Origin of the sequence: Paenibacillus jepli, from assembly GCF_047238105.1 — a bacterium.
Taxonomy (GTDB): Bacteria; Bacillota; Bacilli; order Paenibacillales; family Paenibacillaceae; genus Paenibacillus_D.
In genome coordinates this window covers 2,214,248-2,241,155 of sequence record NZ_JBDFMD010000001.1, presented here as the reverse complement: position 1 = coordinate 2,241,155, position 26,908 = coordinate 2,214,248, and the positions used below count along the sequence as shown (strand labels likewise).

13 protein-coding genes are annotated in these 26,908 nt (G+C 52.5%); all 13 read left to right on the top strand.

Annotated features, from left to right (window positions below; genetic code table 11):
* Window positions 1–22 precede the first annotated feature (22 nt).
* The 13 genes from ABC336_RS09920 to ABC336_RS09860 all read left to right on the top strand — a co-directional run bounded on the left by ABC336_RS09920 (window position 23) and on the right by ABC336_RS09860 (window position 26,879).
* Window positions 23–7,414 (top strand): putative Ig domain-containing protein, encoded by a 7,392-nt coding sequence (locus ABC336_RS09920; RefSeq protein ID WP_413238517.1) that lies wholly within the window; start codon window positions 23–25, stop codon window positions 7,412–7,414.
* 14 nt (window positions 7,415–7,428) lie between these two features.
* The gene (locus tag ABC336_RS09915) at window positions 7,429–9,786 is read left to right on the top strand and encodes a LamG domain-containing protein (protein WP_413238516.1); all 2,358 of its coding nucleotides are present in this window, start codon (window positions 7,429–7,431) and stop codon (window positions 9,784–9,786) included.
* A 70-nt stretch (window positions 9,787–9,856) separates the two neighbouring features.
* A complete protein-coding gene (locus ABC336_RS09910) occupies window positions 9,857–11,410 on the top strand; it encodes a glycoside hydrolase family 43 protein (protein WP_413238515.1) in 1,554 nt (517 codons plus the stop codon).
* 31 nt (window positions 11,411–11,441) lie between these two features.
* The gene (locus ABC336_RS09905; RefSeq protein ID WP_413238514.1) at window positions 11,442–12,356 is read left to right on the top strand and encodes a family 43 glycosylhydrolase; all 915 of its coding nucleotides are present in this window, start codon (window positions 11,442–11,444) and stop codon (window positions 12,354–12,356) included.
* An 18-nt stretch (window positions 12,357–12,374) separates the two neighbouring features.
* Window positions 12,375–13,814, top strand: a complete 1,440-nt coding sequence (locus tag ABC336_RS09900; protein ID WP_413238513.1) for a glycosyl hydrolase family 28 protein — start codon at window positions 12,375–12,377, stop codon at window positions 13,812–13,814.
* Between the two features lie 301 nt (window positions 13,815–14,115).
* On the top strand, window positions 14,116–15,678 hold the full coding sequence (locus ABC336_RS09895) for a response regulator (RefSeq protein ID WP_413238512.1): 1,563 nt from the start codon (window positions 14,116–14,118) through the stop codon (window positions 15,676–15,678).
* A gap of 16 nt (window positions 15,679–15,694) precedes the next feature.
* Complete coding sequence (locus ABC336_RS09890) at window positions 15,695–17,455, top strand: sensor histidine kinase (RefSeq protein WP_413238511.1); 1,761 nt, start codon at window positions 15,695–15,697, stop codon at window positions 17,453–17,455.
* 103 nt (window positions 17,456–17,558) lie between these two features.
* Window positions 17,559–19,241 carry an ABC transporter substrate-binding protein gene (locus ABC336_RS09885; protein WP_413238510.1) on the top strand — a complete coding sequence of 561 codons (1,683 nt, stop codon included), beginning with the start codon at window positions 17,559–17,561 and terminating at the stop codon, window positions 19,239–19,241.
* Window positions 19,242–19,536: 295 nt separating this feature from the next.
* Complete coding sequence (locus tag ABC336_RS09880) at window positions 19,537–21,216, top strand: ABC transporter substrate-binding protein (protein WP_413238509.1); 1,680 nt, start codon at window positions 19,537–19,539, stop codon at window positions 21,214–21,216.
* A 302-nt stretch (window positions 21,217–21,518) separates the two neighbouring features.
* Window positions 21,519–22,478 (top strand): ABC transporter permease, encoded by a 960-nt coding sequence (locus ABC336_RS09875; protein ID WP_413238508.1) that lies wholly within the window; start codon window positions 21,519–21,521, stop codon window positions 22,476–22,478.
* Window positions 22,479–22,522: 44 nt separating this feature from the next.
* Window positions 22,523–23,431 carry a carbohydrate ABC transporter permease gene (locus ABC336_RS09870; RefSeq protein WP_413238507.1) on the top strand — a complete coding sequence of 303 codons (909 nt, stop codon included), beginning with the start codon at window positions 22,523–22,525 and terminating at the stop codon, window positions 23,429–23,431.
* Between the two features lie 99 nt (window positions 23,432–23,530).
* Entirely contained in the window at window positions 23,531–25,342 is a 1,812-nt protein-coding gene (locus ABC336_RS09865; RefSeq protein ID WP_413238506.1) for a family 43 glycosylhydrolase, read from the top strand.
* Between the two features lie 28 nt (window positions 25,343–25,370).
* Window positions 25,371–26,879, top strand: a complete 1,509-nt coding sequence (locus ABC336_RS09860; protein ID WP_413242478.1) for a glycoside hydrolase family 43 protein — start codon at window positions 25,371–25,373, stop codon at window positions 26,877–26,879.
* Window positions 26,880–26,908 lie beyond the last annotated feature (29 nt).

Below are 26,908 nucleotides of genomic sequence, written 5' to 3'. Positions count from 1 at the left end.
TCTAAGTATGGGAGGAAATATTGTGGGTAGTTATAATAAAAAAACAACCTGGACGGTGCGTTCACTTGCCATGGTATTAGCAGCAGTCATGATACTGCAATGGGCCGTGCCTGTGCAGGATACTCGGGTGTATGCCGCTAATGAAGTTCAGCAGCCTGATGCTGGAACGGGGATTTTGGACAAGATTGATTTTGGTCATGCCGAATCTGAAAACGCTCACAACTTTACGGGTGATTCCACAAGCGTGATCACCGGATTCTTGGGAGAGAAGGCTCGGGTATCCGAACCGCTTAGTCCAGCTTCAGACACAGGTGGTTTTTTAACCTTTTCGATGCAGGTAGATCCGTACCTTCAGAATTACTTTACGGTGAAGTTTGCAGGAGACGAGACGATGCCATCCGGTGCTAGAGCGCAAATTGTAATCAACGGCGAACAGGTCGGGTATTTCAGAGGAGGGGATTATGGTGCTCTGTTAGGCGGCGAACGTGCGCCGAATCAATTTATATACAGCACCATTGCGCTTCCTCTGGAGTCCACGAGAGGAAAGGAAATCGTTGAAATCACGATTAATACTACAAATCCCTTTGGCAAGGTAGAACAACCATCAAGGGGGTACTATATCGGTTATACGCATACCCAGGCCTATATAGATGTAGATGATGAAGTGCAGGGGTATAAATTCAAGGAAGATCAGGGACCGGAAACAGTCGTGCGGCCTGAAGAAACGGCTGACCAGATTGAAGCAAGAATTGCACAGTTGGAACAAGAACCGATTAACACTTTTATGAATCATTACAACCATCTTGGCCAAAATCCGAATAACACGTTAAATATCGCGAAATACACAAATGCGCTTCGGTATTATGCCATGGTTTTGAAATCGGACATTTCTCCCATGCAAACCCCGGAAGCGAAACGCGAAGCGTTGATGCGTATGTTTCAAGCCATTGATGTGCATACGAAAAACTATTATGGCAATACACGATTAGTGCTTCGTGGCGGACACCAAGGGGATTGGGGCGGCTTTTACGGCGAATTGGGAGAGGCATTGTATCTTGCGGAAACCCTGATCTTTGATGAAAGCGTGTTAGGGGAAGACGGATATAATGCCTTTCTGGATCAAACTTTTGATACGGGAACGGTGGAAGGCGAATTCTCCCTTGCCAGCGCAGGATGGGATGGCGAACCTTTAACCCGCCGCATGGCATGGGAACGGGTACTGAAGGCCAACTTTGATTTTGCCCGTTCCAGACAATCGTATATTACGAATCAGGTGTTCTATACGTACGAAGGCGCATGGAAAGCTCATGAAGGGCTCAGGATGGTAGGGTCCGAATTTTATGAAGGGAGAGAGCGCAGTCATCGCATTTTATTGGAAATGTTCGGCGGGGTTCCTTGGTTAGGCGAAGAAGTATTGGTCGGTCCCAACGGGGAAGAATTAGATCTCTATCATTCTTTGTTTTCTCATGACAACGCAGCTGTCTTTACCGACGACTATGTACACATTGTCGGAAAAGGACTTGCAAAAAGCAAGTTGGACGAAGAAGGTGAGGTTGTACGGCGCAAGCCTTATGGAGAACAGTATACCAATCTAACCAAAGCCGGGTTGACAAGAGAAAATCACTATGTGGGGATTTATGGGGAAGTAGCCAATTATATATTGGATTACTTCTATAAAACCTTGGATCAGCCTGGGGAAGAAGAAATCAATGATGAACTTCTGAAGCTTGCCCTTAACAACTTTTATGCACGTTTGTGGACGCGGATCAATGACCTGGATGATGAAGGCAAACGATTGCTGGCGATGAATGCCACCATAGATGAACGAAACGGGGGTATGCCCTCCAGAACTCCTGCCTATGGCGCCAGATTACTCGGATATAGCACGTCTTATGCTTATTTAGAAAAGTATATGGCGGATCATGAAGAGCGTTACAGCGGTCCGGAATGGGAAAGGTACTGGGAGTATGCCAAATATGCCGTAGGGGCCGTACAGCAGTTGAAGATGGATAATCGTTTGCTGATGGATTTGTCTTCGAAGGATTTCCATGTGCGTGATACCTATGACTATATATTTAATACCAGGAAGGACTATGCCAGATTTAATGATGTAAAAGCCGGGGTTGTCCTTCCTCAGACCGATTTTGATTATTATACGGAAGAAGAGATTGCCGCATTAGGCGTGAACCCGGAGGCATATGAACAGTTTGCATGGATGGATATAGATAATGCATTTATCTCCATGCGGGATGGAGACTTTAGAATGTTCGGGGCTTTGGCGTGGCTGAATATGGGGGTTCCGGCTACCGGCAAGCTTCATATTGTCACGCCTGAGAATGTGCGGGTGGTACAGGTTGCTCACAACAATCAGTTTCAATATGAGGATTACCATATCAGACAACAAGACGTGGATCTCTATTATCAGCGCAATGATCCTGCAACCAAAGGCTTTGCGCCTCAATCCCTGGCAGGCGAAATATTGCCCGTTGCGTATCAGCCGGGCGTCGGCAAGGTGGTGCGGGACAATTTCGAAGTCGATCACCCCTATGGGGCGTTGACGGATTTAATGGCTGCAAGATATGGGGAGTATTTCATCCTCATGAATACAACCCGTACCGAATACGAGAATGAAAAATCATTTGAGGTTGATCTGCCTTCCGATTATACAGGAAATGAAATCTTCGATTTGGTTACAAAATCCAATATTCCGGTAATCGATGGAAAAGTAACCATTGGACCCGAGAGAGGAATGGTTTTAAAATTATCATCCCATTTTGATCCGGCTCCAAAACCAAATCATGTCGATTTTGTCAAGGCGCTTGAAGGCAATGGATCTGTAGATGTGATATGGAAAACGACTGCGGGAGGACAAACGTATACCCTCAAGCGTTCCGAAACCGAGCAGGGTCCGTATGCCGTGATCGCGGAGGGGTTAACGGGCAATCACTATAAAGATACCGATGTGGCGGGTGGAAAAGCCTATTACTATAAGGTAGCGGCCGTGAATGAACATGGAGCAGGCTGGGAGTCATGGCGCGCAAAAGCAGATCTGAGCGATGCCGATGCCCAAAATCTGGCCTCCCCATGGCAGCAGGACTTCATTGGGACCACGCAAGGCAGCGCAACGGTTAATGGCGATGTAGTTGCAATCCAGAACGTAGATGGAAAAGGGCTGGGAGAAGGGGACGATTTTAATATCTATAGAAGAGATATTCATGACTCCTTCCACTATGTCCATCAGACAGCCGTTGGCAATAGCTCTATTAGTGCCAGGATTGATCAGAATAGCGGCGCTCTGAGCGGTATTATGTTAAGGGAATTCCTCTCCGAAAATTCCCGTTATCTTTATTTTGGCGCGGATGATCAAGGGAATCTGGTATTGCAGCATCGCAATCGGGTGTCCTTTGGTGTGTGGAATGGTGGCATACCTGTAAGTCCGTGGAATTATAAATTAAAAGGCTATCATGTCGATGACTATCCTTATGTCAAGCTGTTGTGGCATCATAACTCGCAGCTCGGCCATGCCTTTGCATCGAAAGATGGCGTCGATTGGGAATACATTACCGAGATAGACAGTTTATTCCCCTATGCCTATTATACGGGACTCATATCGTCCCAAGAGGCGGCATTCAGCGAAGTAACCGTATCGGATATGCCGAGAGAGAGTCTGATGCCGTTTATCGATAAAGATAAAGATCAAATTACTTTGCGCTGGAATAAACCAAAGCAGGCCTCCTGGTTTAACATCTATCGTACCCAGAATGAAGAGGCGAGCCTGACTGATCCCGTATTCAAAGAAGGGGCGGCCGAGCTGGAAGATGGCTCGCCTTGGGAGGAAGTAATCACGGGGACAAGAGCGAGACCGATTCGGGATGTCTTAAGATTCGGGAGTGCGTATTACAAAGTAATGCCCGTACACGAAGACGGCTCTCCGCAACCATTCTCGGAAACCGTGAGCGTGCATGCAGATGATATTTCGGTCGTTCTGGAGAATGCGTTGAGCCTGCCGGCTAATGAGTATACGAAGGCGAGCTTCTACTTGTTCCGCCAGGAATTAGCACGCATTCAAACAGAAATGATGGAACCTGAATATGACGAAGCGCAGCTGATCGACGACATCTATCAAGCTGAGAGCTTGCTCGTTTCTTTCCGCACACTGCTGACGAAGGTTCCAATGCAGCCATCCATGGCAAAAGCGTCAGAGAAGTTTTGGCAGAATGATAACATCTCCGAGGAACAGAACGCCTGGTACTTATTCGATGAAAATCCCGACACGATAGCTCATACCAGGTCGGCTGTAAGCTGGGTTGACGTGGACTTTGGCGAAGGGAATGAAAAAGTAGTGGATACGTTCCGCTACCTGCCGAGAAGAACCCATGTAAATCGTGTCAACGGGACGATGTTTAAGGGCTCTAATGACGGGGAGACTTGGACGGATCTGTACAAAATTCCCAATACATCGGTTTACCAGTGGTACGCTGCCCTTAACCCGGATCAGACGCCATATCGGTATATCCGCATCTATGACGACCATAATGGCTTCGTGAACTTTGAAGAAATCGAGTTTCTTGAAATCCCGAGTGACAAAACGCTGCTTACGTTGCTGCTGGATGAAGCGGCTGATCGGGTAGCCGAATATTACACAATTGAAAGCTTCGAAGCGCTCCAAACGGCACGTGCACTTGCAGAATCGGTGGCAGGTCAAGCGGAAGCAGATCAGGGAGAGATCGACGCGGCTGCGGAGAGCCTGAGGGAGGCATTGGAAGGACTTGAAACGATCGATGGGCTGCCAGTGCTTGCTCCGATCGGCGACAAATCTGTCATTGCGGAGCAGCAGCTTACGTTCACAGTTACAGAAATGAACGGCATCGAAGACGTTCAGTACGAGGCAAGCGACCTGCCCGAAGGCGCTTCCTTCAACGCGGAAACGCGCACGTTCCAATGGACCCCGGCCCAAGAGCAGGGCGGCGTCTATCCGTTGACCTTTAGCGTCAGTTCAGGATCACTGTCTACATCCAGAACTGCTAAGATCACGGTGGTAGGATTGCCTGTGCTCACTGTTGAGCCAGTGCTGGAACTGACGGCAAAGGAGCCATTCACTTATCAGGTGGAGGCAACTGATCCTTCCGGGGCGAAGCTTGGATATCGTGCGGACAATCTGCCAGCCGGGGCGACCTTGGACGGAGCGACCGGCATGCTCTCCTGGACACCAGGTCAAGCGGATTATGGCACACATCCGATCCTGCTGACGGTCAGCAACGGCAGCTTCGAGACCGCCCAGACGATAGAGCTTCATGTCAGCCTGCATGTGATTGCACCTGAAGGGTATACGCAAGGCAGTTATTATCTGTACCGGAAAGAAGTAGCGCATATCGAAGCGGAGATGGTCATGCCGGAAGCAGACAAGGTCCAGCTTGCAGCAGAGCTTCTTGCAGCAGAAGAATCGTTGGTTCCGTTATCCGAGCTTGCAGCGGAGAAAGTGGAGATTACACCAGCCATGGTTATCGCCTCCTCCGTTTCCTGGGATAACAAGTTCGATGCTGCTCAGAACGGATGGCATGCTTTTGATGGTGATCCGACGACTTCTCCTGATACGAAAACGGGCGCCGGCTGGGTTCGCGTCGATTTGGGAGCAGAGCAGGCGCAGAAGATCGGCAGCGTCAAGTTCATTCCGAGAGCATCGAATATAAACCGGATGAATAATGCCCTCATCCAGGGCTCCAATGACGGAACGAACTTCGACACGCTCTACACGATCAGCGGTCTCACCGAGTTGAAGTGGTATTCGGCAGCGATCAACAACGATACGGCCTATCGTTATCTGCGGTATTATACGCCTAACGGATTTGCCAATGTGGGAGAGCTCGAATTTTACAACATTTTATATGATAAGACCTTGCTTGAGGTGCTGCTGGATGAAGCGGCCTCCGTTAACCCCGAGCATTATGAAGAAGACAGCATAGCCATGCTTCATCAGGCTGTTACGGAAGCGAATAGGGTGTACGGAGGCAGCGAAGCTGTCACCCAGGAGGAGATTGATGCGGCAGCTGCGAGTCTGCTGGAAGCGCTGGAAGCGCTGGAGATGAAGATCGCGGCGTCGCTTGAACCCGCCGAGCCGAACGGTCTGAATGGATGGTACACGGTGCCGGTCACGGTGGCATTGTCGGCGCAAGGGAGGATGCAGTACAGTGTGGACGGCGGCAGCAGCTGGTTCGCCTATGACCAGCCGGTTACCTTGAGCCAGGAAGGCCTGAACCAACTGCTGTATCGTCCGGCAACTGGAGCCGGCGCGGGCTCGCCAAGCGATGTGGAGGTGAAGATCGATCTGACCGCGCCCGTCATCACGATAGCTGGAGACCTATCCTATACGATTGATCAGACGATCCATATCCTGTGTGAAGCCGAGGACCTGATATCCGGAGTGACCTCTTCGCCATGCGACGAACCACTCGCAGAGAGCAAGGCGTACTTGCTTGAGCCGGGTGTGCATACCGTGACGGCGGAAGCGGAGGATGCCGCAGGTCACCGCGGGTCGGCCGAACATTCATATAGCGTGGTTGCGACGTTCGATAGTCTGTCTGCACTGACCGGTACCTTCGCGGAAGAAACCGGCGCCCCGGGCTGGCAAGGCATCGCGACTTCGCTTCAACAGAAGCTGGCAGCCGCCAAAGCGAAAGCGGCCGACGGCAAAGGACAAGAAGCTAGGAGTCAATTGCAGGCCTTTATTCAAGAAGTGAACGCTCAGAGTGGGAAAAAGCTGACCGTTGAACAGGCAGTGGTCCTGGCTCGCTGGGCGCAGTGGCTCCATCAGGAGACGCCGCTGGCAGGCGGGGCGCCAGGAAAGCCGGTGCTTGCAGCCAATCACGGTCACGCTACGGGACTAAAGGACGGCAATTATACGGTGACGATGAACCTGTGGTGGGGGCACAACGGTACGTCATTCAAGCTGTATGAGAATGGCACGCTGGTCCATACGCAGGAGCTGACGGACCAGTCGCCGAAGGCGCAAATCGCACAAGCCGATATCGCAGGCAAAAGCAACGGCACGTATACGTATACCTGTGAGTTGACGAATGTCTTCGGCACGGCAGCCTGCGACCCGTTGATCGTCACGGTCACGGATGCCGAACCGGGCAAGCCGGTCTTGTCCCATGACAATTGGGATGGGGACGGCAATTACGTGGTGACGATGAATATGTGGTGGGGAACCAACGGCTCGGATTACCGCCTGTACGAGAATGGGGTATTGATCGATTCCCAGACCCTTGCAGAAAGGAAGCCAAACGCCCAGACAGCGTCTACAAGCCTCTCCGGCAGAGCTCCTGGTACCTATGAGTACCGCGCCGTGTTGATCAATGCGGCTGGGGAGACATCCAGCGAGTTCATTACAATTACGGTCAAAACGCAAGAATAATAGGAGGGAAAAGAATGAATGACAATACGATGAGAAATCGGTACCAACGTTCTTTGATCCGTATTCTTTGTTTGGCAGTAGCCCTAACTTTTACAGGCATCCAAGGCTTCGAGCCCGCCCATGCAGCTGTATCGCCGCTTATTACTTCTTACAAACCGCAGGCGGTAAGCGCCGATGCGAACCTCTCCTACACGGATGCCAACGGGAATACGATAACGGCGACCATCCATCACCCGGGCATTGCCATGTCGCTGCCTGATCTGGACAATATGCGCGATCATGTAAGGGCGGGCGATGAACCTTGGAATACGGCGTTTCAAGCGTTTGCCAACGATCGCAGATCCAGCAAAACACCACGCATCTTCTACGAGCAAGGCAAAGACTTATATATCAATATCCGCGGTCCCTGGGCTGCCACCATCGATGGCATCTACTACGCCAATCCCAGCGAACATGTGGGAAACCGTGCAAATTGGGATTCCGAAACGGCTTTTCACCAAGCTGTGATGTGGTACATTACCGGAGATGAAACGTATCGTTCCAATGCGATGTACATTATTAGAGGGTATGCCGGCATTCAGTCTGTCGTTCCTCATACGAATTTTCGTTTTGGGACGATGACGTATCTGCTCGGAGCTGCCGCAGAAATTTTGCGTTATTCCGATACCCCGACGACAAGCTTGAAGTGGACAACGGCCGATACTCAGAATTTGAGTCAGATGATGGGGCTTGTCTGGAATGCCTACGAAGAACGTCATCCGAATTTCTTTATGAACCAGCACCAGTTTGCCGTGATGGGCATCATGGCGCGGGCGATCTTTACCAACGATCTGGAGCTATACGCGGAGGCTGTAGAAGCCACCACAGTGAATGCACAAGGCGAAAATGGGGGAAGAAACGGTTCAATCAAGCATCAAATGCGCTGGATGACCCAAAATGATCTGACTGGGGCACCGCTCAATCCTTCGGATTATCATGTGCAGTTAATGGAAATGGGCCGCGATGCGGGGCATGCCTACGCCAATATCGCCGGACTGTCTACGTTGGCGCAGACCATCTACGCCCAGGGAACGAAGGTTGACCCGGTGAATGGTACGATGTCCACCGCTGCCAATGCCGTTAATGTATTCAACTTCCTTGATGACCGTCTGTTGGCGGGGACGACGTATGCGCTCAAATATAACTTGGGTTATGATGTGCCGTGGACACCGGCAGTGGCGAACCAAAGCTACACCGGCCAGATTTTCGACAAGAATAACTCTGCGGGCGAAAGAGGGCGCATCGATGCTTTCTACAGTGTGCTATACAACTATTACAAATATATTGAAGGGCAGGACATGACTCAGGAAAAATTCAAATATCTGGCGTATGCCTACGAGACAAGAATGCCGGAAGTAGCAGGGAAGGATTATCCGCTCGCCATGTTATTGTACACGCCCGATGCTGCTAAAACCGTTGGACTCAGCAATCGCATCACGCTTGGGAATCTGACCGGTCTGACAGCAACGGCAGCCGGCCCGGATGCCATTCATGTAAGTTGGACGGCCGTATCCGGTACGCTGGGATACAATGTGTTCAGATCTACCGAAGAGAACGGAACCTATGTACAGATCAATAGTGTGCCGGTCACAACCACCTCTTACAATGACACTGGCTTGGATCCAAATACGAGGTATTACTATAAGGTTCGCGTATCTGGAGGGGCCATGTCGGCGGCAGTATCAGCAGACACCACAGCAGACAGCCGTTTACAGGCGTGGTATAAACTTGACGAGACTAGCGGGACTTCGGCTGCGGACGCTTCGGGATACGGCAATATCGGTACTGTCCATGGCGGAGCAGTCTGGACGACAGGCCGAGTCGGCCATGCAGTGGATCTCAACGGAACCAATGGTTATATTGCCCTTCCTGCCGGTCTGGTCTCTGGTTCTCACACGAGCACCATCGCAGCTTGGGTGAATCTGGATAGCGTAAGCAGCTGGACACGTGTGTTTGACTTCGGCTCAGGCACATCCACCAACATGTTTCTTACCCCAAGAAACGGTGCCAATGGAAAGGTACGCTTCGCCATTAAAAATAATGGCTCAAGTGAACAAATCATCGACGGGCAATCGGCGTTGCCCGCCGGAGGCTGGCATCATGTAGCGGTTACATTAAACGGCGCAGTCGGCAAGCTGTACGTCGACGGTCTTGAAGTGGGGAGCAATGCGTCGATAACTATAAAACCGTCCGATCTGGGTGCAACGACTCAAAATTGGATCGGCCGTTCCCAGTACGCTTCCGATCCCTATCTCGATGGGCGCGTGGATGATTTCAGGGTCTATAATCAAGCTCTTACAGCCAGCGAAATCGCTGCTCTGGCAGGATTGTAAACAGTCGGAACTTGAATCGCCGATACAGATTTGATCGCAACAACTGACCTTTGGAAAGGATGACCCAGGCATGGAGGATAGCTATCAACAATTATCAAAGAAGGGAGCTTGGGGTGATCAGGGAGACGGTACCTATGTCAATCCTGTCTTGCCTGGGGACTATAGCGATCCGGATGTTATTCGGGTTGGTGAGGATTATTACGGGATCACTTCTACCTTGCATTGCTCTCCGGGAATGGCCGTGCTGCATTCCAAGGATCTTGTCAATTGGAGCATCATCGGACATGTTGTAAGTGACCTGACAAGCATCGGCCCGGAATACAATTACGATCACATGAATCGTTATGGAAGAGGCGTCTGGGCCGGTGCTATCCGATTCCATAAGAATCAATATTGGGTATATTTTTTCACGCCCGATGAAGGCTTGTTTATGAGTACGGCGTCCGATCCGGCAGGGCCATGGGAGCCACTTCACCAGGTATGGGCAGTGACAGGCTGGGACGATTGCTGCCCTTTCTGGGATGATGACGGACAAGGCTATCTGGTTGCGACGAACTTTGCTGGGAATTACAACATTCATTTATTCAAGCTCAGTGAAGACGGCAAGGCGCTAGTGCACGACAGCGATACGATCATCCATCAATACAAAGGAAGCGAAGCCAATAAGATCTACAAAATAAACAACACCTACTATTTTTTTCACAGTGAGGTTCGTCTGGAGGAAGGCGTGGAAGTCCGGGTCGTCATGATGTTACGGTCGAAGCATATTTATGGCCCTTATGAAGAAAAGGAGATTATCCATACGCACGGCCAGGAAATCGACCGGGAGCCCAATCAAGGCGGACTTGTCCAGACGGTGTCCGGGGAGTGGTACTTCATCAGCCATCAGGGCTATAGCGAATACGAAGGCAGGCCGCTTCACTTGCTGCCCGTGACGTGGATCGACGGATGGCCCATCATCGGAGAAGATATAGACGGCGACGGAATCGGAGAGATGGTATGGGGCGGGAGGAAACCGATTCATGGCGCCCCCGCAACGGTCCTTTCCACGTATGACGATTTTGAAAGTGGCCGGCTTGAGCCGTATTGGGAATGGAACCATCAGCCAAGAGCCGATAAATGGTCGCTGGCGGAGCGATCTGGCCATTTGCGGCTGCATGCATGCGTACCGTTGGAACAGGACAATTTTTTTACCGTATGCAATATTCTTTCACGAAGAGCATTTAAAACGGTCCGCAACGAGGCTACTGTACAAATAGATGTTACTGGCATGGCGGACGGACAAGAAGCGGGGCTATGCCATTTCGGAAAAACCTTTTGCACGGTTGGCGTACAGCAATTAAATGGGACCAGACTTCTGAAGTTCAATCGTTCGGGGATGATCGCATGGGGCCCGAAACTAACAGGCAGCATCATCTGGTTAAGGTCGGCGTGGAATATAGACGGCATTAATCGGTTCCAATACAGCTTCGATGGGGTGAGGTTCGCCTATATTGGAGATGCGTATCAGCTCGAATGGGGGCATTACAGGGGAGATCGAATCGGACTCTACAGCTACAACTGCCTGAGAGAGCAGGGCTATATTGATGTAGACCGATTCTCTTATGAGGTTGGAGCGAAATAATCGATTAAAAGATTAAAGGAGCGGATCGCCAATGAAATCACCCATGTTCCGTGATCCCATCTATGACGGAGCAGCTGATCCTGTAGTGATCTGGAATCGGCAGTCCGCAGAGTGGTGGTTGATCTATACGAATCGTCGTGCGACGCAGGAAGGTCCGCAGTTCGGATGGGTGCATGGCACCGATCTCGGTGTTGCATCTTCATCGGATGGAGGGTCAACCTGGTTATACCGGGGAACCCTGGAAGGTCTCGAAACAGGATGGGGCAGAAATACGTTCTGGGCACCTGAGATCATCTGGCACGATGGTCTGTATCACATGTATGTTACTTATGTTGAAGGCGTACCGAAAGATTGGACGGGCAAGGCCCGAATCAGACATTATACAAGCCCCGACCTTATTCGGTGGGAGTTCCGGTCCACGCTGGGCTTAAGTGGGGAGAACGTCATCGATGCCTGTGTATTTCCGCTGCCGGACGGCAGGTTTCGAATGTGGTATAAGCAGCGGAATCACACCTACGCTGCAGAGAGCGAGGATCTATATGTGTGGCAGCCGATTGGTCCGGTGATAACAGGTAGATTCCACGAAGGACCGAATGTGTTTCGCTTAAACGGATACTATTGGCTTATCGTAGACGAATGGAGAGGACAAGGGGTGTACCGTTCCGGAGATCTGCTGTCATGGGAACGAAACGGCATCATACTCGATCAACCTGGCAAGCGGGAGGATGACGGGACGATCGGTCTCCACGCGGATGTGGTCGTGCAAGGAGAAGAAGGGTACATTTTCTATTTTACTCATCCTGGCCGGGTGAACGGACATCATCAGGCTTCGAACGACTATGAATGGCGCCGCTCTTCCATTCAAGTGGCCAAGCTGGAGGTCGTGGACGGCCTGCTGACTTGCAACCGCGACGAGGAGTTCGAGTTGAATCTGGGAACGGAATAAAGATAGAGGAGAGCATCAATGAGCTATTACAAGATATGGGAAGCGCCCGAAGGAGCAGTTCAACGCGATGATTTTAAGGTAAGTGTTCGTAATCCAGGCGGAGCCTGGGAGCCGCTATTCGTGTATGAGGCAAAGGTGGATATGCATAATGTCAGAGCGGCCTCGATGTGTTATTTTGACATGGAGGGCGTCGTGGAGGTGCGTGTCGAGAGCCGGAAGGACATGGTGCGGGACGTCATCATCCGCCCGCTCTCAAAGCACATCCCATTCAAGGTGGAAGGAGCGGCGATTACCTTTTGTCTGCATGAGCCGTGCAAGCTGTCTATTGAGGTGAATGGGGAGCGGTTTAGCAATTTGCATCTTTTCGCCAATGGCCTGGAGGAGAATCCGCCGCTGCCGGACGATTCGAACGTCCTGTTCCTGAAGCCTGCCATCCATCGGAAGGAGGATATTTATCAGGCGTTAAGCAGTCCGAATGAGCCTGGGGGAGTAGAACCGGAAGTGATCTATTTTGGACCGGGCACGCACTATCTGGAAGAGACGATCTTCCGCATTCCGTCCGGCAAAACCGTCTATATCGCAGGCGGCGCCATGGTGGTCGGCTCCCTCGTCTGCGATCATGTTCAGCATGTTACGATTCGGGGCAGGGGAATATTGTATTTGGCTGATTTTCACCGGTTCTCTGCATTCCGGGGCATCCGAATCCGCTTCTCGCAGCATATTACCGTGGAAGGATTAGTGCTGCTCGATCCGCCGCATTATAGCATTTATATCGGCAAGTCCGAGCACATCCGGATTCGCAACTTCAAATCCTTCAGCACCCGGGGATGGTGTGATGGGATCGATATGATGTCCAGCTCGCATGTGGAGATTGACGATGTGTTCCTGCGGACATCCGACGATTGCATCGCGGTCTACGGAAGCCGCTGGGATTATTATGGAGATGCACGCTGCATTACTGTCAAGAACTCCATTCTATGGGCTGACGTAGCGCATGCGATGAATGTCGGCGGACATGGGGACTACCGCCGGGGAGGCGACTTGATCGAGGATATCCAGTTCAGCAATATCGATATTCTGGAGCATCATGAGCCGCAGCCCGGTTATTGGGGGGCCATGAATATTAATGCCGGCGATAATAACACGGTGCGGAACGTTACCTTTGAGAACATCCGAGTGGAGGATTTTGAACTGGGCCAGCTGGTAGACATCCGTGTCGTGTGGAACGAGAAATATAACCCGGTAGCCGGCAAACGGATTGAGAACATACATTTCCGGAATGTGACCTATAGCGGGAAAAATGAAAACAAAAACCGGATCTACGGGTTTGACCGTGAACGGAGTATCGAAGGGGTCACCTTCACTAATTTGCGTATCAATGGCAAGCTGATTTTGGATGCGGAGCAGGACTTCGACATCAATGAACATGCCCATGGCATTAGGTTCCTCATAGAATAATAAGTCGGATCGGAGAGCGGCAGTATCAGCTTGCCCTCAAAAGCGCCGATGGGTGCGGAATCGATTATCGGAAGAACGATCCGTTACCTTGAGGCCCTGTTTTGAGGGCAGTCTGTGTATGATGCTGGTTCCCATCATAAAGAAAAAGCCTGTAGACCCTGTGCCGCTCGGCGCGGTGGATTCTACAGGCTTCATCTGCGTGCGTTAAGAATCATGCTTTGTATGCAAGCCCAAAAGCCGTATATAATCAAAGTATGACAAGTCTGCCGATGATGGGGCTAGACTTTGAGGAGGAATCTTCATGTACAAAGTGCTGATCGTGGACGATGAGATGTATGTGCGCAAGGGTCTGATCAATCTGATGGATTGGTCATCGCTGCAATATGAGATCTGTGGTGAGGCGGAGAACGGCCAGCAGGCGCTGGAGCTGATCGGCGAGCTCCTGCCGGATCTGGTCATTATCGATATACGTATGCCTGTTATGGACGGTCTGGAGCTGATCCGGCAAGTGAAGGCGGAGGGTGAGCATCAGCCGATGTTCATCATCCTGAGCGGACATCCGGATTTCTCTTATGCGCAGCAGGCGTTCCGCTACAACGTGTCGGATTATATCCTGAAGCCGGTCGATGAGCAGGAGCTCGCTGCGACGCTCCGTAAGGTGGCGGGTTCGCTGAATCAACAGCAGCTCTTGTCCATCACCCGAGAGAAGCCGCTTGTCGAGACCGTCATCGAGAGCCTGCTGCAGACGGAGCCGGGAGAACAGGTGATGAAGCAGATCGCCCAGGCGCTGGAGCTGCCGCTTGCCTCCGCCTATACGTATGTCATTGTCGAGATGCAGGATGAGCTGCCGCACCGGCAGGTCGATTATTTGCCGGCGCTGCAGACGACGCTGCAGCAGGAATTTCAACACGAGGGCTCGCTGCTGCTCGTGCATGTACGCGCGTACAATCAGTACGGACTGATCGTGCCGGAGCAGTGGATGACAGGAGACCATGGGGCCAAGCGCACCAGTCTCGCTCGGATCCTTGACCGTCTGCGGAAGGAGCTTGGCATAGCGGTGGCTTTGTTTGCAGGCATGACGGTGGATGATTTGAAGCAGATCGCTCAATCTGCATCCAGCGCCGAAGAGACCTTGAGCTACCGGTTTGCAGCGAGCGAGGATGGGGTGTACCGGGCATCAGAGCTGCTGGGTAAGCCGTTGTATTACTTTGACGTCGACGAAGAGCTGCATACCCGGTTGATCTATGGGGTCGAGTCCAATCAGACAGAGGCCTTCGAGTCCGCTGCCGATGAGGTGTTTCGTCTGTTCAGGGAACGGCAGTTTGCCCCGGGCGCGGTGGTCAATACGATCCGCCGCATCCAGATCGCCATCATCAATATTATCCGGCAGCTCGAAGGCGATGAGAAAGAGCTGCGCAGCTTTGACGATCTGTTCCACTGGCAGGATAAATACCGCAATGGCGAGCAACTGCGGCATGTCTTCCTCCGGTTCATCACCGAAGCCGCCGCATACATCGCGGATCAGCGGGGCGAGAAGAGCGAAGGCAATATCGAGAAAGTGAAGAAGTATATCGACTCCCATTACAAAGAGAATATATACCTGAAGGGGATTGCTGCAGATTTCTATATGAATCCCGTCTACCTCGGCCAGTTGTTCCGCAAGCAGTACGGCGTCTATTTCAACGAGTATCTGCTCTCTCTCCGGATCGAGGAGGCGAAGCGGCTGCTGCGTCAAACGAAGAAGCGGATGTATGAAATTGCCGAGCTGGTCGGTTTTCAAAATGCGGATTACTTTGCCACGCAGTTCGAAAAGCTGGAGAATATGACGCCAACCGATTACCGCAACAAGATGATCGGCAAATGAGAAAGGAGGAGCAGCCATGTTCAATCTTCGCTTGCACAATCTGAAGCTCCGCAACAAGCTGATCTTCATCTACATCCTGTGCGTATTCGCGCCGATCGTGCTGACGAATGTCATGTTCTACAATGTCACGACCAACAATATCAAAAATCAGAAAACTGCGGATGCGCAGCAATCCATCCATCAGCTGAAATCAGAGCTGGGGGCGGTGATCGACGATGCTGCAGGCATCTCATATCTGTACTCCATCGACAGGCTGCTGGGCAATCACCTGGACACGGATCATGTGACTTACGACCGGTATGTAGCGTCGCTTAACGACATTACGCATCTGTTCAACCGTTCCGACAAGGAATACCGGACGATCAGCTCGGTCCTCATCATGAGCGATAATCCGTCGATTCTCGATTCGGGTCACATCATCCGGTTCGACGAGGCGATGCGGGAGAGCGACTGGTATCAGCAGATCGAGTCGCATAATAATACTTTTCCGCATCTGTATGTCACTCATGACAGCATCAGCGTCATACAGAAGCTGTCCGACTCCCGCGTCCAGCCGTATGAGCATGTGCTGAAGATCGATCTCAATATGAACTATATCCGGCAGCTGCTCGATCTGTCGAGCTTTGAAGGCGATATCTATCTGCTGGACCCGAGGGGAGAGGCGCGGTACGGACGGCTGGTGGGAGGCCAGTCCAGCAACCTGATCACTGCGGACCAGACGCTGATGCGGGAGGGGATCCCGCTGCCGAGCAAAGCGATCGTGATCGGACAGCAGTATCAGAACAACCGCTATCTCAGCGATTGGATGTTATACGGCGTATTGGACGAGGAGAAGATCCTGTATGACGTCAGGCGCTCCGGTCAGTTCATCCTGTGGTTCGCCGGGATCAACTTCCTCGTGCCGACACTGGTGATCGCGGTGATCTCCAGCTCCATCCACACCCGGATCCAGAACATCCTGAGGCACATGAAGTCGGTCAAGGGTAAAAATTTCGAGCGTATTCCTTATCACCGTGAACGGGACGAAGTCGGCGAGCTGGCAGTGGAGTTCAACCGGATGAGCGATCGGATCGAGAATCTGATCAATGACGTGTATGAGGCAGAGATTCAGAAAAAGGAACTGGAGCTGCGCCAGCGGCAAGCCCAGCTGCATGCCTTGCACAGTCAGATCAATCCGCACTTCCTGTTCAACTCGCTGGAGACGATCCGAATGCGAAGTCTGATGAAAGGCGAATCGCAGACGGCCCGGACGATTCAGAATATGGCCAAAATATTCCGGAAGTCGATCCTATGGAAGCGCAGCTTCGTGACGATCCGGGAAGAGCTGGAGCTTATGGAGAGCTTTCTGGAGATTCAGAAATACCGCTTCGACAGCAAGCTGGAGTATCACATCGAGGTGGACCAGTCTCTGCTGGACATCGAGATCCCGAAGATGACCTTCCTGCCGTTCGTGGAAAATGCCAGCATCCACGGCATCGAGAACATCCCCGGTATCGGCTATATTACGATCCAGATCGCCCAGGAGCGGGGGCAGATCGTCTTCGTCATCGCCGACAACGGCGTCGGCATGGATCCCGAGCAGATCCGGGAGCTCGAGCATTACTTTGACGAGGGAACGGCGATGGGAGATTCGATCGGGATGAAGAACGTCCTGACGCGGCTCAAGATCTGCTATGGCGATTCTTTCACATTTACGATATCGAGCAACCCCGGCAACGGTACCCGTATCCTGCTGAGACTGCCGATGGAGAAGCAGGAGGAGGAAGCAAAACCTTAAATTTTCAAAGACTAAACTAAGGTTTATGATATAAAACTATCAACCTCTTTAATTTACAATAAAAGTGCTTTCAAATGCTTTGTAACAGAAAGGGGTTTAATCAATGCGCAAAAAATGGCTACAACCCGCAATGGCTGCCATGTTGGCCGGGACGCTCTTGCTTGCAGGCTGCTCGAACAATGGTTCAGAAGGAAGCGGCGCACAGTCGGAAGGAACGAATGGAGAAGTCAGTACAGATCCGGTAACGTTCACGTTTTTCAGCTTTGGCTCGAACAAGGACGTTCTTGCAAGCGATACCACGATTGGCAAGATTCTGCAGGAGCAGACCGGTGTGGATTGGAAGATGGAATTCGTGGTTGGAGATGCCAACACGAAGGCTGGTGTGATGATCGCCGGGGGCCAATATCCTGATGTCATCAACGATGTTGGTCAATTGCCCAAGCTGCTGGATGCGGGAGCGCTCATCCCGCTCAATGACCTGATTGAAGAGTATGGTCCCAACATCAAACGGGTGTACGGAGAACACTTTGACAAATTCACAGAGGAAGACGGAAATATTTACATCCTTCCATTTTCTGCTAATGTAAACGATTATATAACCGAACCCGATATCGGGGGCGGCGCATTCTGGATGCAGCGCCGCGTGTTAAAGGAATTCGGTTATCCGGAAGTGAAAACGCTTGATCAGTATTTTGACCTGATTGAGCAATACCAAGCCAAATATCCGAGTGTCGATGGTAAAAACACGATTGGATTCGTTACTTCGGCCGGCGCTCCGGGCGAGTTTTTCTCCATCGCCAACGTACCGAGTCATTTGGCCGGATATCCGAACGAAGGCAATGTAATCGTCGATATGGAGACGCATGAGGCCAAAGTATATGCCGCATCGGAGCATGAGAAGCGATGGCTGGCCGCTTTAAATGAAATGAACCGGAAGCAGCTGCTCGATCCCGAGACCTTTACGGCCAACAAGGATCAGTATCTCGCCAAGCTGACATCCGGGCGGGTGCTTGGCTATTTCAACTATGGCTGGCAAGTGGGAGACGCTACGAACAACCTGAAAGCAGCGGGCAATGATGATCTCCGCTATGTAGCGCTGCCTGTCGTGTTCGATGAGGATATAAGAGATGCGTACATCGATCCGCCTTCCTTTGTCAACAATCGCGGGGTAGGCATAACGGTCAGCGCCGAGGATCCGGCCCGCATCGTCCAATATTGGGACAACTTGCTCACCGATGACAATCAGAAGCTTGTTCAGTGGGGGGAAGAAGGCGTCACTTATTCCGTTAATGAAGAAGGCCGGTTCGTGATGACGGAAGAGCAGGTTGCCAACCGCAATGATAATGAATTCAGACGGTCGTACGGATTTGCCTACTTTGATGTGGATTGGCCCAAATATGGTGCGAACTCGACCTTTGAAGACGGCAACGCCTACTCGCCGATCAGTCAGCCTGAAGTGGCGGCTGTCAATTATACGGAAGGAGACAAGACGTTGCTTGAGGCTTATGGCATCGACACGTTCTCGGGGCTGTTCGCAGAGCCGCAAGAGCGTCCTTGGTACCCGGCATGGAGCATCAAGAAAGAGCAAGGGTCGCCGGAACAGATCTTCAATCAGAGAGTGGGAGATTTGCAGTTGAAATTTTATCCGCGGCTTGTCTTTGCTCCAGCAGATGGATTTGATTCGATCTGGGAAGAATATTTATCCGAGTTCAACAAGCTGGATGTTGCCGGCTATGAGGCGTTTGTCACAGCGAAGGTGAAGGATCGCGTCGCAGGCAACTGGTAAAACTTTAGAAGATTGGTGAAAAAGTGCCGGAAGTGGGGCGGAATTGTCCTGGAGAAGCGGAGCGCTCGCCTTGGTTCCCGGAATTCAACCTCAACCAGAGGTTATGATTCAAGAATTCTGGGAACCACAGCGATCGGAAGGACGATCCGCACAACGTAGGCCTAATTTTCACCACGCTTCTAGAAGAGCTTAATTATTCAAAGACCGATCTAAACTTTGTCATATAACACCGGGAAGCGTTTTCTTTTATACTGAGGATGTCTTTACAACTGGTCTATAGAAAGGGGAAACGGCAATGCGCAAGAAAAAATGGCTGACCACCGGCCTGACAGTGCTGACAGCGGCGACGGTCCTGCTGGCAGCCTGCTCGAACGATTCGGGAGGCAGCACTTCGCAAACCGGGAGCGTAAATGGTGAGGTAAGTACAGATCCGGTCACCTTCACTTACTTTGGATTCGGCACCAACAAAGATGTCCTGGCAAGCAATACGACGATCGGCAAGATTCTCCAGGAGCAGACGGGCGTCGACTGGCAGATCGAATTCGTCGTAGGGGATGCGAGCACCAAATCCGGCGTCATGATCGCGGGCGGCGACTATCCCGATGTCATCTCACCGGTAGGCGAGCTGCCCAAGCTGCTGGATGCCGGCGCCTTCATCCCGCTCAATGATCTGATTGAGGAGCATGGCCCGAACATCAAGCGTGTGTATGGCGATTATATGGACAAGATTACGCATGAAGACGGCAATATCTATATCCTGCCGTATACGGCCAATGTGAACGGCTATCTCAGTGATCCGGATGCGATGAGTACATTCTGGATTCAGCGCCGGGTGCTCAAAGAGTTCGGTTATCCGGAAGTGAAAACGCTTGACCAATACTTCGACCTGATCGAGCAGTACGAAGCCAAATACCCGACGGTAGACGGCAGAGATACGATCGGCTTCCTAACCTTCGCAGGCACGGCCGGCGAATTCTTCACCATCACCAACCAGCCGATGCATCTGGCCGGTTACCCGAACGACGGGAATGTGCTGGTTGACCTGGATACACACGAAGCCAGTCTGTACATGGGAACGGACTACGAGAAGCAATGGCTGGCTGCACTGAACAAGATGAACAGTAAAGGTCTGATCGACCCCGAGACGTTCACAGCCAACAAGGACCAGTATTTGGCCAAGCTGACTTCCGGCCGCGTCCTGGGCTATGTCAACTACGCCTGGCAGATCGGGGATGCGACGAACAACCTGAAAGCAGCGGGCAACGATGATCTGCGCTACGTCTCCTTGCCGATCACCTTTGATGAGAACACTACAGATGCCTACATCGATCCGCCGTCCTTTGTTAATAACCGGGGCTTGGGCATTACCGTAAATGCTGAGGATCCTGTACGCATCATCAAGTACTGGGACAACCTGCTGACCGATGAGAACCAGAAGCTCGTGATGTGGGGGCAGGAAGGCGAGACTTATTCGGTGAACGAAGAAGGCCGGATGGTCATGAGCGAGGAGCAGCTGGCAAACCGCAACGACAATGAGTTCAAGCGTCAGTACGGCTGGATGTACTTCGACTATGAATGGCCTCGTTATGGCGACAACTCGGTCTATGAGGACGGCAACGCGCACCGTGTCTTCAATCAGCCGGAGGTCGCTGCGGTCAACTACACGGAAGGCGACAAGGTATTGCTTGAAGCATATGGCGCGGAAACCTTCTCCGATTTCTTCGCAGATCCGATCGAGCGTCCGTGGTACCCGGCATGGAGTATCGAGAAGGAGCAGGGTTCTCCTGAGCAGTTGTTTGGCCAGAGATCGGGCGACCTGCAGCAAAAATACTATCCGCGTATGGTATTTGCCAAAGAAGCAGAGTTTGAATCCGTCTGGAACGAATATATTGCCGAGTTCAACAAGCTCGATTCGGCAGGCTTCGAAGCCTTCGTCACCAAGCGCGTAAAAGAGCGCGTCGACGGCAAGTGGTAAGCACCCGTTCCATAAGCAGGAACAAATAAAGGTATATGTTCAAAAGGGGAAAAGTGAGCTCGTTTCACTTTTCCCTTCTATACCCATGCAATAGAAGATTGGTGAAAAAGTGCCGGAAGTGGGGCGGAATTGTCCTGGAGAAGCGGAGCGTTCGCCTTGGTTCCCGTAATTCAACCTCAACCAGAGGTTTTATTCAAGAATTCTGGGAACCACAGCGATCGGAAGGACGATCCGCACAACGTAGGCCTAATTTTCACCACGCTTCTAGAGAGAGACTGAAAGCCGGAAGGGAGACGGAGCGGGTGGAGAAACAAACAGTGCCGATTACACAATCGACCTCTGGCGATTCGCGCCTAAGAGCCTTAATCAAAACGTTATCCAAGCAAAAAATGCTGATGTTAATGTCATTGCCATTCCTCCTTTGGGTGATTATATTCAAATACATTCCGCTGTGGGGATGGACCATTGCTTTTCAAAAATTCAGATTGGCCCGGGATCTGTTTGATCAGACCTGGATTGGACTTGAGAACTTCCGCTTCCTGTTCTCGGAGCCGCAGTTTTACCTGGTGTTGCGCAACACGCTCGTCATGAGCGGGATTAATCTGGTGCTTGGGTTTGGTACAGCCATTGTGCTGGCCCTCCTCCTCAATGAACTGCGCCGGATGTACTTCAAGCGCACGGTCCAGACGATCAGTTACTTGCCGCACTTTATCTCCTGGGTTGTCGCGGCCAATATTGTCCAAACCGCGCTTGCCCCCGAAGGCATCGTCAATGTCATGCTGATGCGCTTGTCGCTGATTGAGCAGCCGATTCTATGGTTGGGGATCGGCGAGTATTTTTGGGGCATCCTTGGCGTGACGGAAGTGTGGAAGAACGTCGGCTGGAATACGATTATTTATCTCGCTGCCATCACCTCCATCGACCCCGCGCAGTACGAAGCGGCTGAGATGGACGGCGCCTCAAGGCTCCAGCGGATGTGGCACATCACCTTGCCGGGCATGAAGCCGGTTATCGTATTGCTCTTGATTATGAACCTGGGTCACATTCTCGAGTCCGGTTTCGAAGCGCAGTACCTGCTCGGTAACGGCATGAACGTTGAATATTCGGAAAACCTTGACATATTTGTCCTCAAATACGGGATGCAGATGAACAATTTTGGTCTGGCAACCGCTGCGGGCATGTTCAAAACGGTGGTCAGCTTTATGTTCCTGATCGCTGCCAACAATCTCGCCAAACGACTGGGCGAAAGCAGACTATATTAGAGGTTGTTCAAAAAGAAGTACACTAGCAAAGGAGGCCAGGTGCTATGGCGAGAGCCAATACCTTTCGTACGTCCTCGATCGGCGACAAAATATTTGATATATGCAACGTCATTTTTATGATTTTGCTCGTATGCGTCACGTTGTATCCATTCCTGAATATGTTTGCCTTGTCCTTCAACGACGCCAACGACTCCATCCGCGGCGATATCTATATCTGGCCGCGCGAATGGACGCTTCGGAACTTCGAGTATGTATTCAGCGAATCGAACATTTTTCATGCCACCTTCATATCAGCTGCCCGTACCATCATCGGCACGGCTATCTCCGTGTTCTGCACAGCGATGCTGGCCTACACGATCAGCCGTCCCGAATATGCGCTGAAGAAGTTCGTCTCCATCACTTTTATCTTCACCATGTACTTCAGCGGCGGTCTGATTCCTAACTACCTGCTGATCAAAGAGCTGGGCATGCTGAACAGCTTCTGGGTGTACATTATCCCTGGAATTATCGGCGTCTTTAATATGATTGTCATCCGCTCGTTCATAGAAGGCCTGCCCGAGGGCATCATGGAATCCGCCAAGATGGACGGCGCCGGCGATTTCATCACATTTACGCGGATTGTCCTGCCGCTGACGGTACCGGCTCTGGCTACCGTATCGTTGTTCGTAGCGGTCTTCCAGTGGAACTCCTGGTTTGATGTCTTTCTGTACAATTCATCTCGGCAAAATCTCAGTACCTTGCAGTACGAGCTGATGAAGGTATTGTCGACATCGAATACGACTACCAGTTCAGCTGACGCTTTCGCCGATGCCCAATCGAGTGCCCAGATGGTGACGCCGACTTCGGTCCGCGCCACGATGACGATTGTTGCCAGTGTGCCGATCATCATGGTCTATCCATTCCTGCAGAAGTACTTCGTCAAAGGGATGGTCGTCGGTGGCGTGAAGGGCTAGCACTCGCCCCGCACACGAACATCTATCCATCAGCGGGTTGATTGGGTGACTGGCAATTGCTACACTCGAATTATGCTGGCCAAAGAAAGGGTGCGAGCCGTGTCTGATCGAAGTCATAATCCTACTTATGATGTGATGTGTTATACCCGGGAAGCTTTGGACGAGCAGGTCTATGCGCCGAAGCTGGCTTACAGTATGCATCTCGCATATAGCGAAGATGGCGCGGATTATCGTCCGCTCAATCACAATTCCGGCGTCCTGTTCGCTAAAGCGACGGAAAACGAGCATGGGCAGCTGCTAGCCAAAAGTCTGAAGAACCCCTATCTATTCGCCCGGCCCGACGGCACCTTTGGTGTCGTCGCCGTGCGTACGGAACCGGGAGGCGAACCGGACGCGTCGAGCTGCGGGTCCGTGCTGCTGTTCGTTACGGCGGATCTGCTGCAATATGAGGAGATCGGCCTGCTTGATCTGCAAGGCGGCACCGACGTCGACGACGTGATGTGCGTTTACGATGAGGCCCGCGAGGGCTATGTCATCCGCTGGCGCGATGCGTCCGGCGACTATTACGCAAGCTGCGTGGCGGAGCTCGGCGATCAGCGCGGGGCTTCGGCGCCGGAGCGTGCCGAGCCGTTCCGGGTCGAGTCCCCGGCGGCAGCGATCGAAGGCATCGTTGCCCGCAATACGCTGTCGCTGCCCTGCGAGGTGGCGGAGCGGCTGGTGCGCAAGCTGACGGTGCCTGTCAACATCCGCAACGAAGTGCCGTCCAGTGTTGCGGCTGGAGGCCAGGAAGAGCTGGATGCTGTCATGGCAACGGCTGTCTACAGCGATGGCACAACGGCCAAGAAGCCGGTGGACTGGCATACCGAGGCTGTCGACTGGTCGCGTCCGGGAACATACCGCATCACCGGAAGTGTCCGCCAGGAGCATTATGCTTTTCCGATGGCTTCCCACCGGGCAGATCCGAACATCTTCCAGTGGCAGGGGCGGTATTACTTCATCGCCACCAACGACAAGAACGGCAACAAGTCACTGGGGATCCGGGTGGCGGACCGCATCTCCGAGCTGGAGCATGCGGAAGAGGCGACGATCCTGGATACGGAGATGTACGACCATTTGAAAGCGTTCCTATGGGCGCCCGAGCTTCATGGGATCGGCGGGGACCTGTACATCTTCCATGCCGGTAGCACAGGAGAATTCGCGGCGATCCAGTCCCACGTGATGAAGCTCAGACGAGGCGGCGATCCGATGGCAGCCGCAGATTGGGAACGGCCAGTCAGGGTTGTCCGGCAGGACGGCGCCCCGCTGTGCGACAAGGGGATAACGCTGGACATGACGGTCCTCGCATGGAGAGACCGGCTGTATGTGCTGTGGGCTGAACGTATCTTGTCCCCGCACGATCTAGGTTCCTGGATCTACATCGCCGAAGCCGATAAAGGGGAGCCGTGGCGGCTAATTAGCGATCCGGTCATGTTGAGCAGACCGGATTACGGCTGGGCCAATAACAAGACATTTGTCGATGAAGGGCCGTTCGCGCTCCTTACGGACCACCGGATCTTCGTGACATTCGCCAGCGCGCTGGTCGATGCGACGTATTGCGTAGGTCTGTTGAGTGCGGATCCCGATGCGGATCTGCTGGACCCGCGCAGCTGGACCAAAGGCAACTATCCGATCCTGACCTCCCGCAGCGTACCGGGCGAATACGGACCCGGTCACAATTCATATGTGCAGGATGATCAAGGGCTGATCTGGAACGTCTATCACGCCAGAGCTGGCATCGATGCGCCCCGCAGTTCCGGTATTCGGCGGGTGCATTTTGATATCGATGACTATCCGGTGCTGGGTCTGACCGAAGAGAAGGATCTGGACCCGGCGCTGGCAGAAGTGTCGCTAGATGTGACTGTGAAGGGATAACCCAGATGATACGGGAGGTGCGCATATGATGAGTACAACGTTCGTGAACAATCCGGTATTGTGGTCGGATGTGCCGGATGTCGATGTAATCCGTTCAGGCAACGCCTACTACATGGTTAGCACGAGCATGCACTCGATGCCCGGCTGTCCGATTATGAAGTCCGTAGATCTGGCGCATTGGGAAATTGTCAGTTATGTATTCGAGCAGTTGGAGGATAATGACGGGCATAACTTAACTGGCGGTCGGCACATCTACGGCCAAGGCTCTTGGGCAGCCAGTCTGCGGGAGCATAACGGTATCTACTATGTCTGCTTCTCTTGCAACGATACGCGCCGGTTCTATGTCTTCAAGACCGATGATATCGAGCGCAGCAACTGGGAGCGGCATGTCATCGACGGCTTGCGCCACGATCCGGGTCTGTTGTTTGACGACGACCGTGTATTTGTGATGTACGGCAATGGAGCCATCCGCATCACTGAGCTGACGGCGGACGCGACGGCGCTTCAGCCTGGCGGGGTGGACCAGCTGCTGTTCGAGACGGAGCGCGAGGGCATCGGCTTGCGGTGCGAAGGCTGTCATGCCTACAAGATCGACGGCTATTATTATCTGTTCTTCATCGATTGGCCGCGTGTCGGTCATGGACGGCGGCGTCAGCTCTGCTATCGTGCAAAGGAGCTTCTGGGCCCGTATGAGCACCAGGTCGTGCTGGATGATGACATGGGCTACCATAACAAAGGCGTCGCCCAGGGCGGCATCTTCGATACACCGGATGGCGAATGGTACGCAATGCTGTTCCAGGATCATGATGCGGTGGGCCGGATTCCCTGCCTTGTCCCGGTGATCTGGGTTGACGGCTGGCCGGTCTTCGGCGAGGAAGGCAAGGTGCCTGCACAATTTGAGGTGCTGCTGCCGACCTCTGCTGTGAAGCCGCTGGTCATCAGCGACGAATTCGAATATGGCGAGAACCGGCTGGCCTTGAACTGGCAATGGAACCATAACCCGGATCCGGAGCGGTGGTCGGTGACAGAGCGGCCGGGGTATCTGCGGCTTGAGACAGGGGCGCTGGCGGAGAGCGTCCTTCAGGCCCGCAATACACTGACACAGCGTACGGAAGGTCCGGCCTGTACGGCCGAGACGCTGCTGGAGCTGTCCGGCATGCAGCCGGGAGATCACGCCGGACTGGTCGCGATGCAGAACCGGTTCGGCACGGTCGGCGTGAAGATCGCGGAGGATGGTGCGAGACAGGTCCAGATGGGCGTGAACCGCGGCGGCGGGGAAGAGGCAGTGGTGGAGCAGGTGCGTTACGAGGGGGAGCGGATTCATCTGAAGATCCACTTCAATTTCGAGGACAGCATCGATCAGGCCAGCTTTTATTACTCTTCCGACGGCGACATCTGGCACGAGATCGGCCGGCCCCTTGAGATGAAGTATACACTGGACCATTTTATGGGCTACCGCCTCGGTCTGTTCAACTACGCCACGTTACAGTCCGGCGGCATCGCTGATTTTGACTACCTCCGGTATGCCCGCTCATAGTTGCTGTAACCTGCGAGCCCGGTCTTTCG

Bases quoted from the DNA above. Each gene is read 5' to 3' on its own strand.
- ABC336_RS09905 (WP_413238514.1), top strand. From the start codon at position 11,442: ATGAAATCACCCATGTTCCGTGATCCCATCTATGACGGAGCAGCTGAT.
- ABC336_RS09910 (WP_413238515.1), top strand. From the start codon at position 9,857: ATGGAGGATAGCTATCAACAATTATCAAAGAAGGGAGCTTGGGGTGAT.
- ABC336_RS09890 (WP_413238511.1), top strand. From the start codon at position 15,695: ATGTTCAATCTTCGCTTGCACAATCTGAAGCTCCGCAACAAGCTGATC.
- ABC336_RS09915 (WP_413238516.1), top strand. From the start codon at position 7,429: ATGAATGACAATACGATGAGAAATCGGTACCAACGTTCTTTGATCCGT.
- ABC336_RS09870 (WP_413238507.1), top strand. From the start codon at position 22,523: ATGGCGAGAGCCAATACCTTTCGTACGTCCTCGATCGGCGACAAAATA.
- ABC336_RS09895 (WP_413238512.1), top strand. From the start codon at position 14,116: ATGTACAAAGTGCTGATCGTGGACGATGAGATGTATGTGCGCAAGGGT.
- ABC336_RS09900 (WP_413238513.1), top strand. From the start codon at position 12,375: ATGAGCTATTACAAGATATGGGAAGCGCCCGAAGGAGCAGTTCAACGC.
- ABC336_RS09860 (WP_413242478.1), top strand. From the start codon at position 25,371: ATGAGTACAACGTTCGTGAACAATCCGGTATTGTGGTCGGATGTGCCG.
- ABC336_RS09885 (WP_413238510.1), top strand. From the start codon at position 17,559: ATGCGCAAAAAATGGCTACAACCCGCAATGGCTGCCATGTTGGCCGGG.
- ABC336_RS09880 (WP_413238509.1), top strand. From the start codon at position 19,537: ATGCGCAAGAAAAAATGGCTGACCACCGGCCTGACAGTGCTGACAGCG.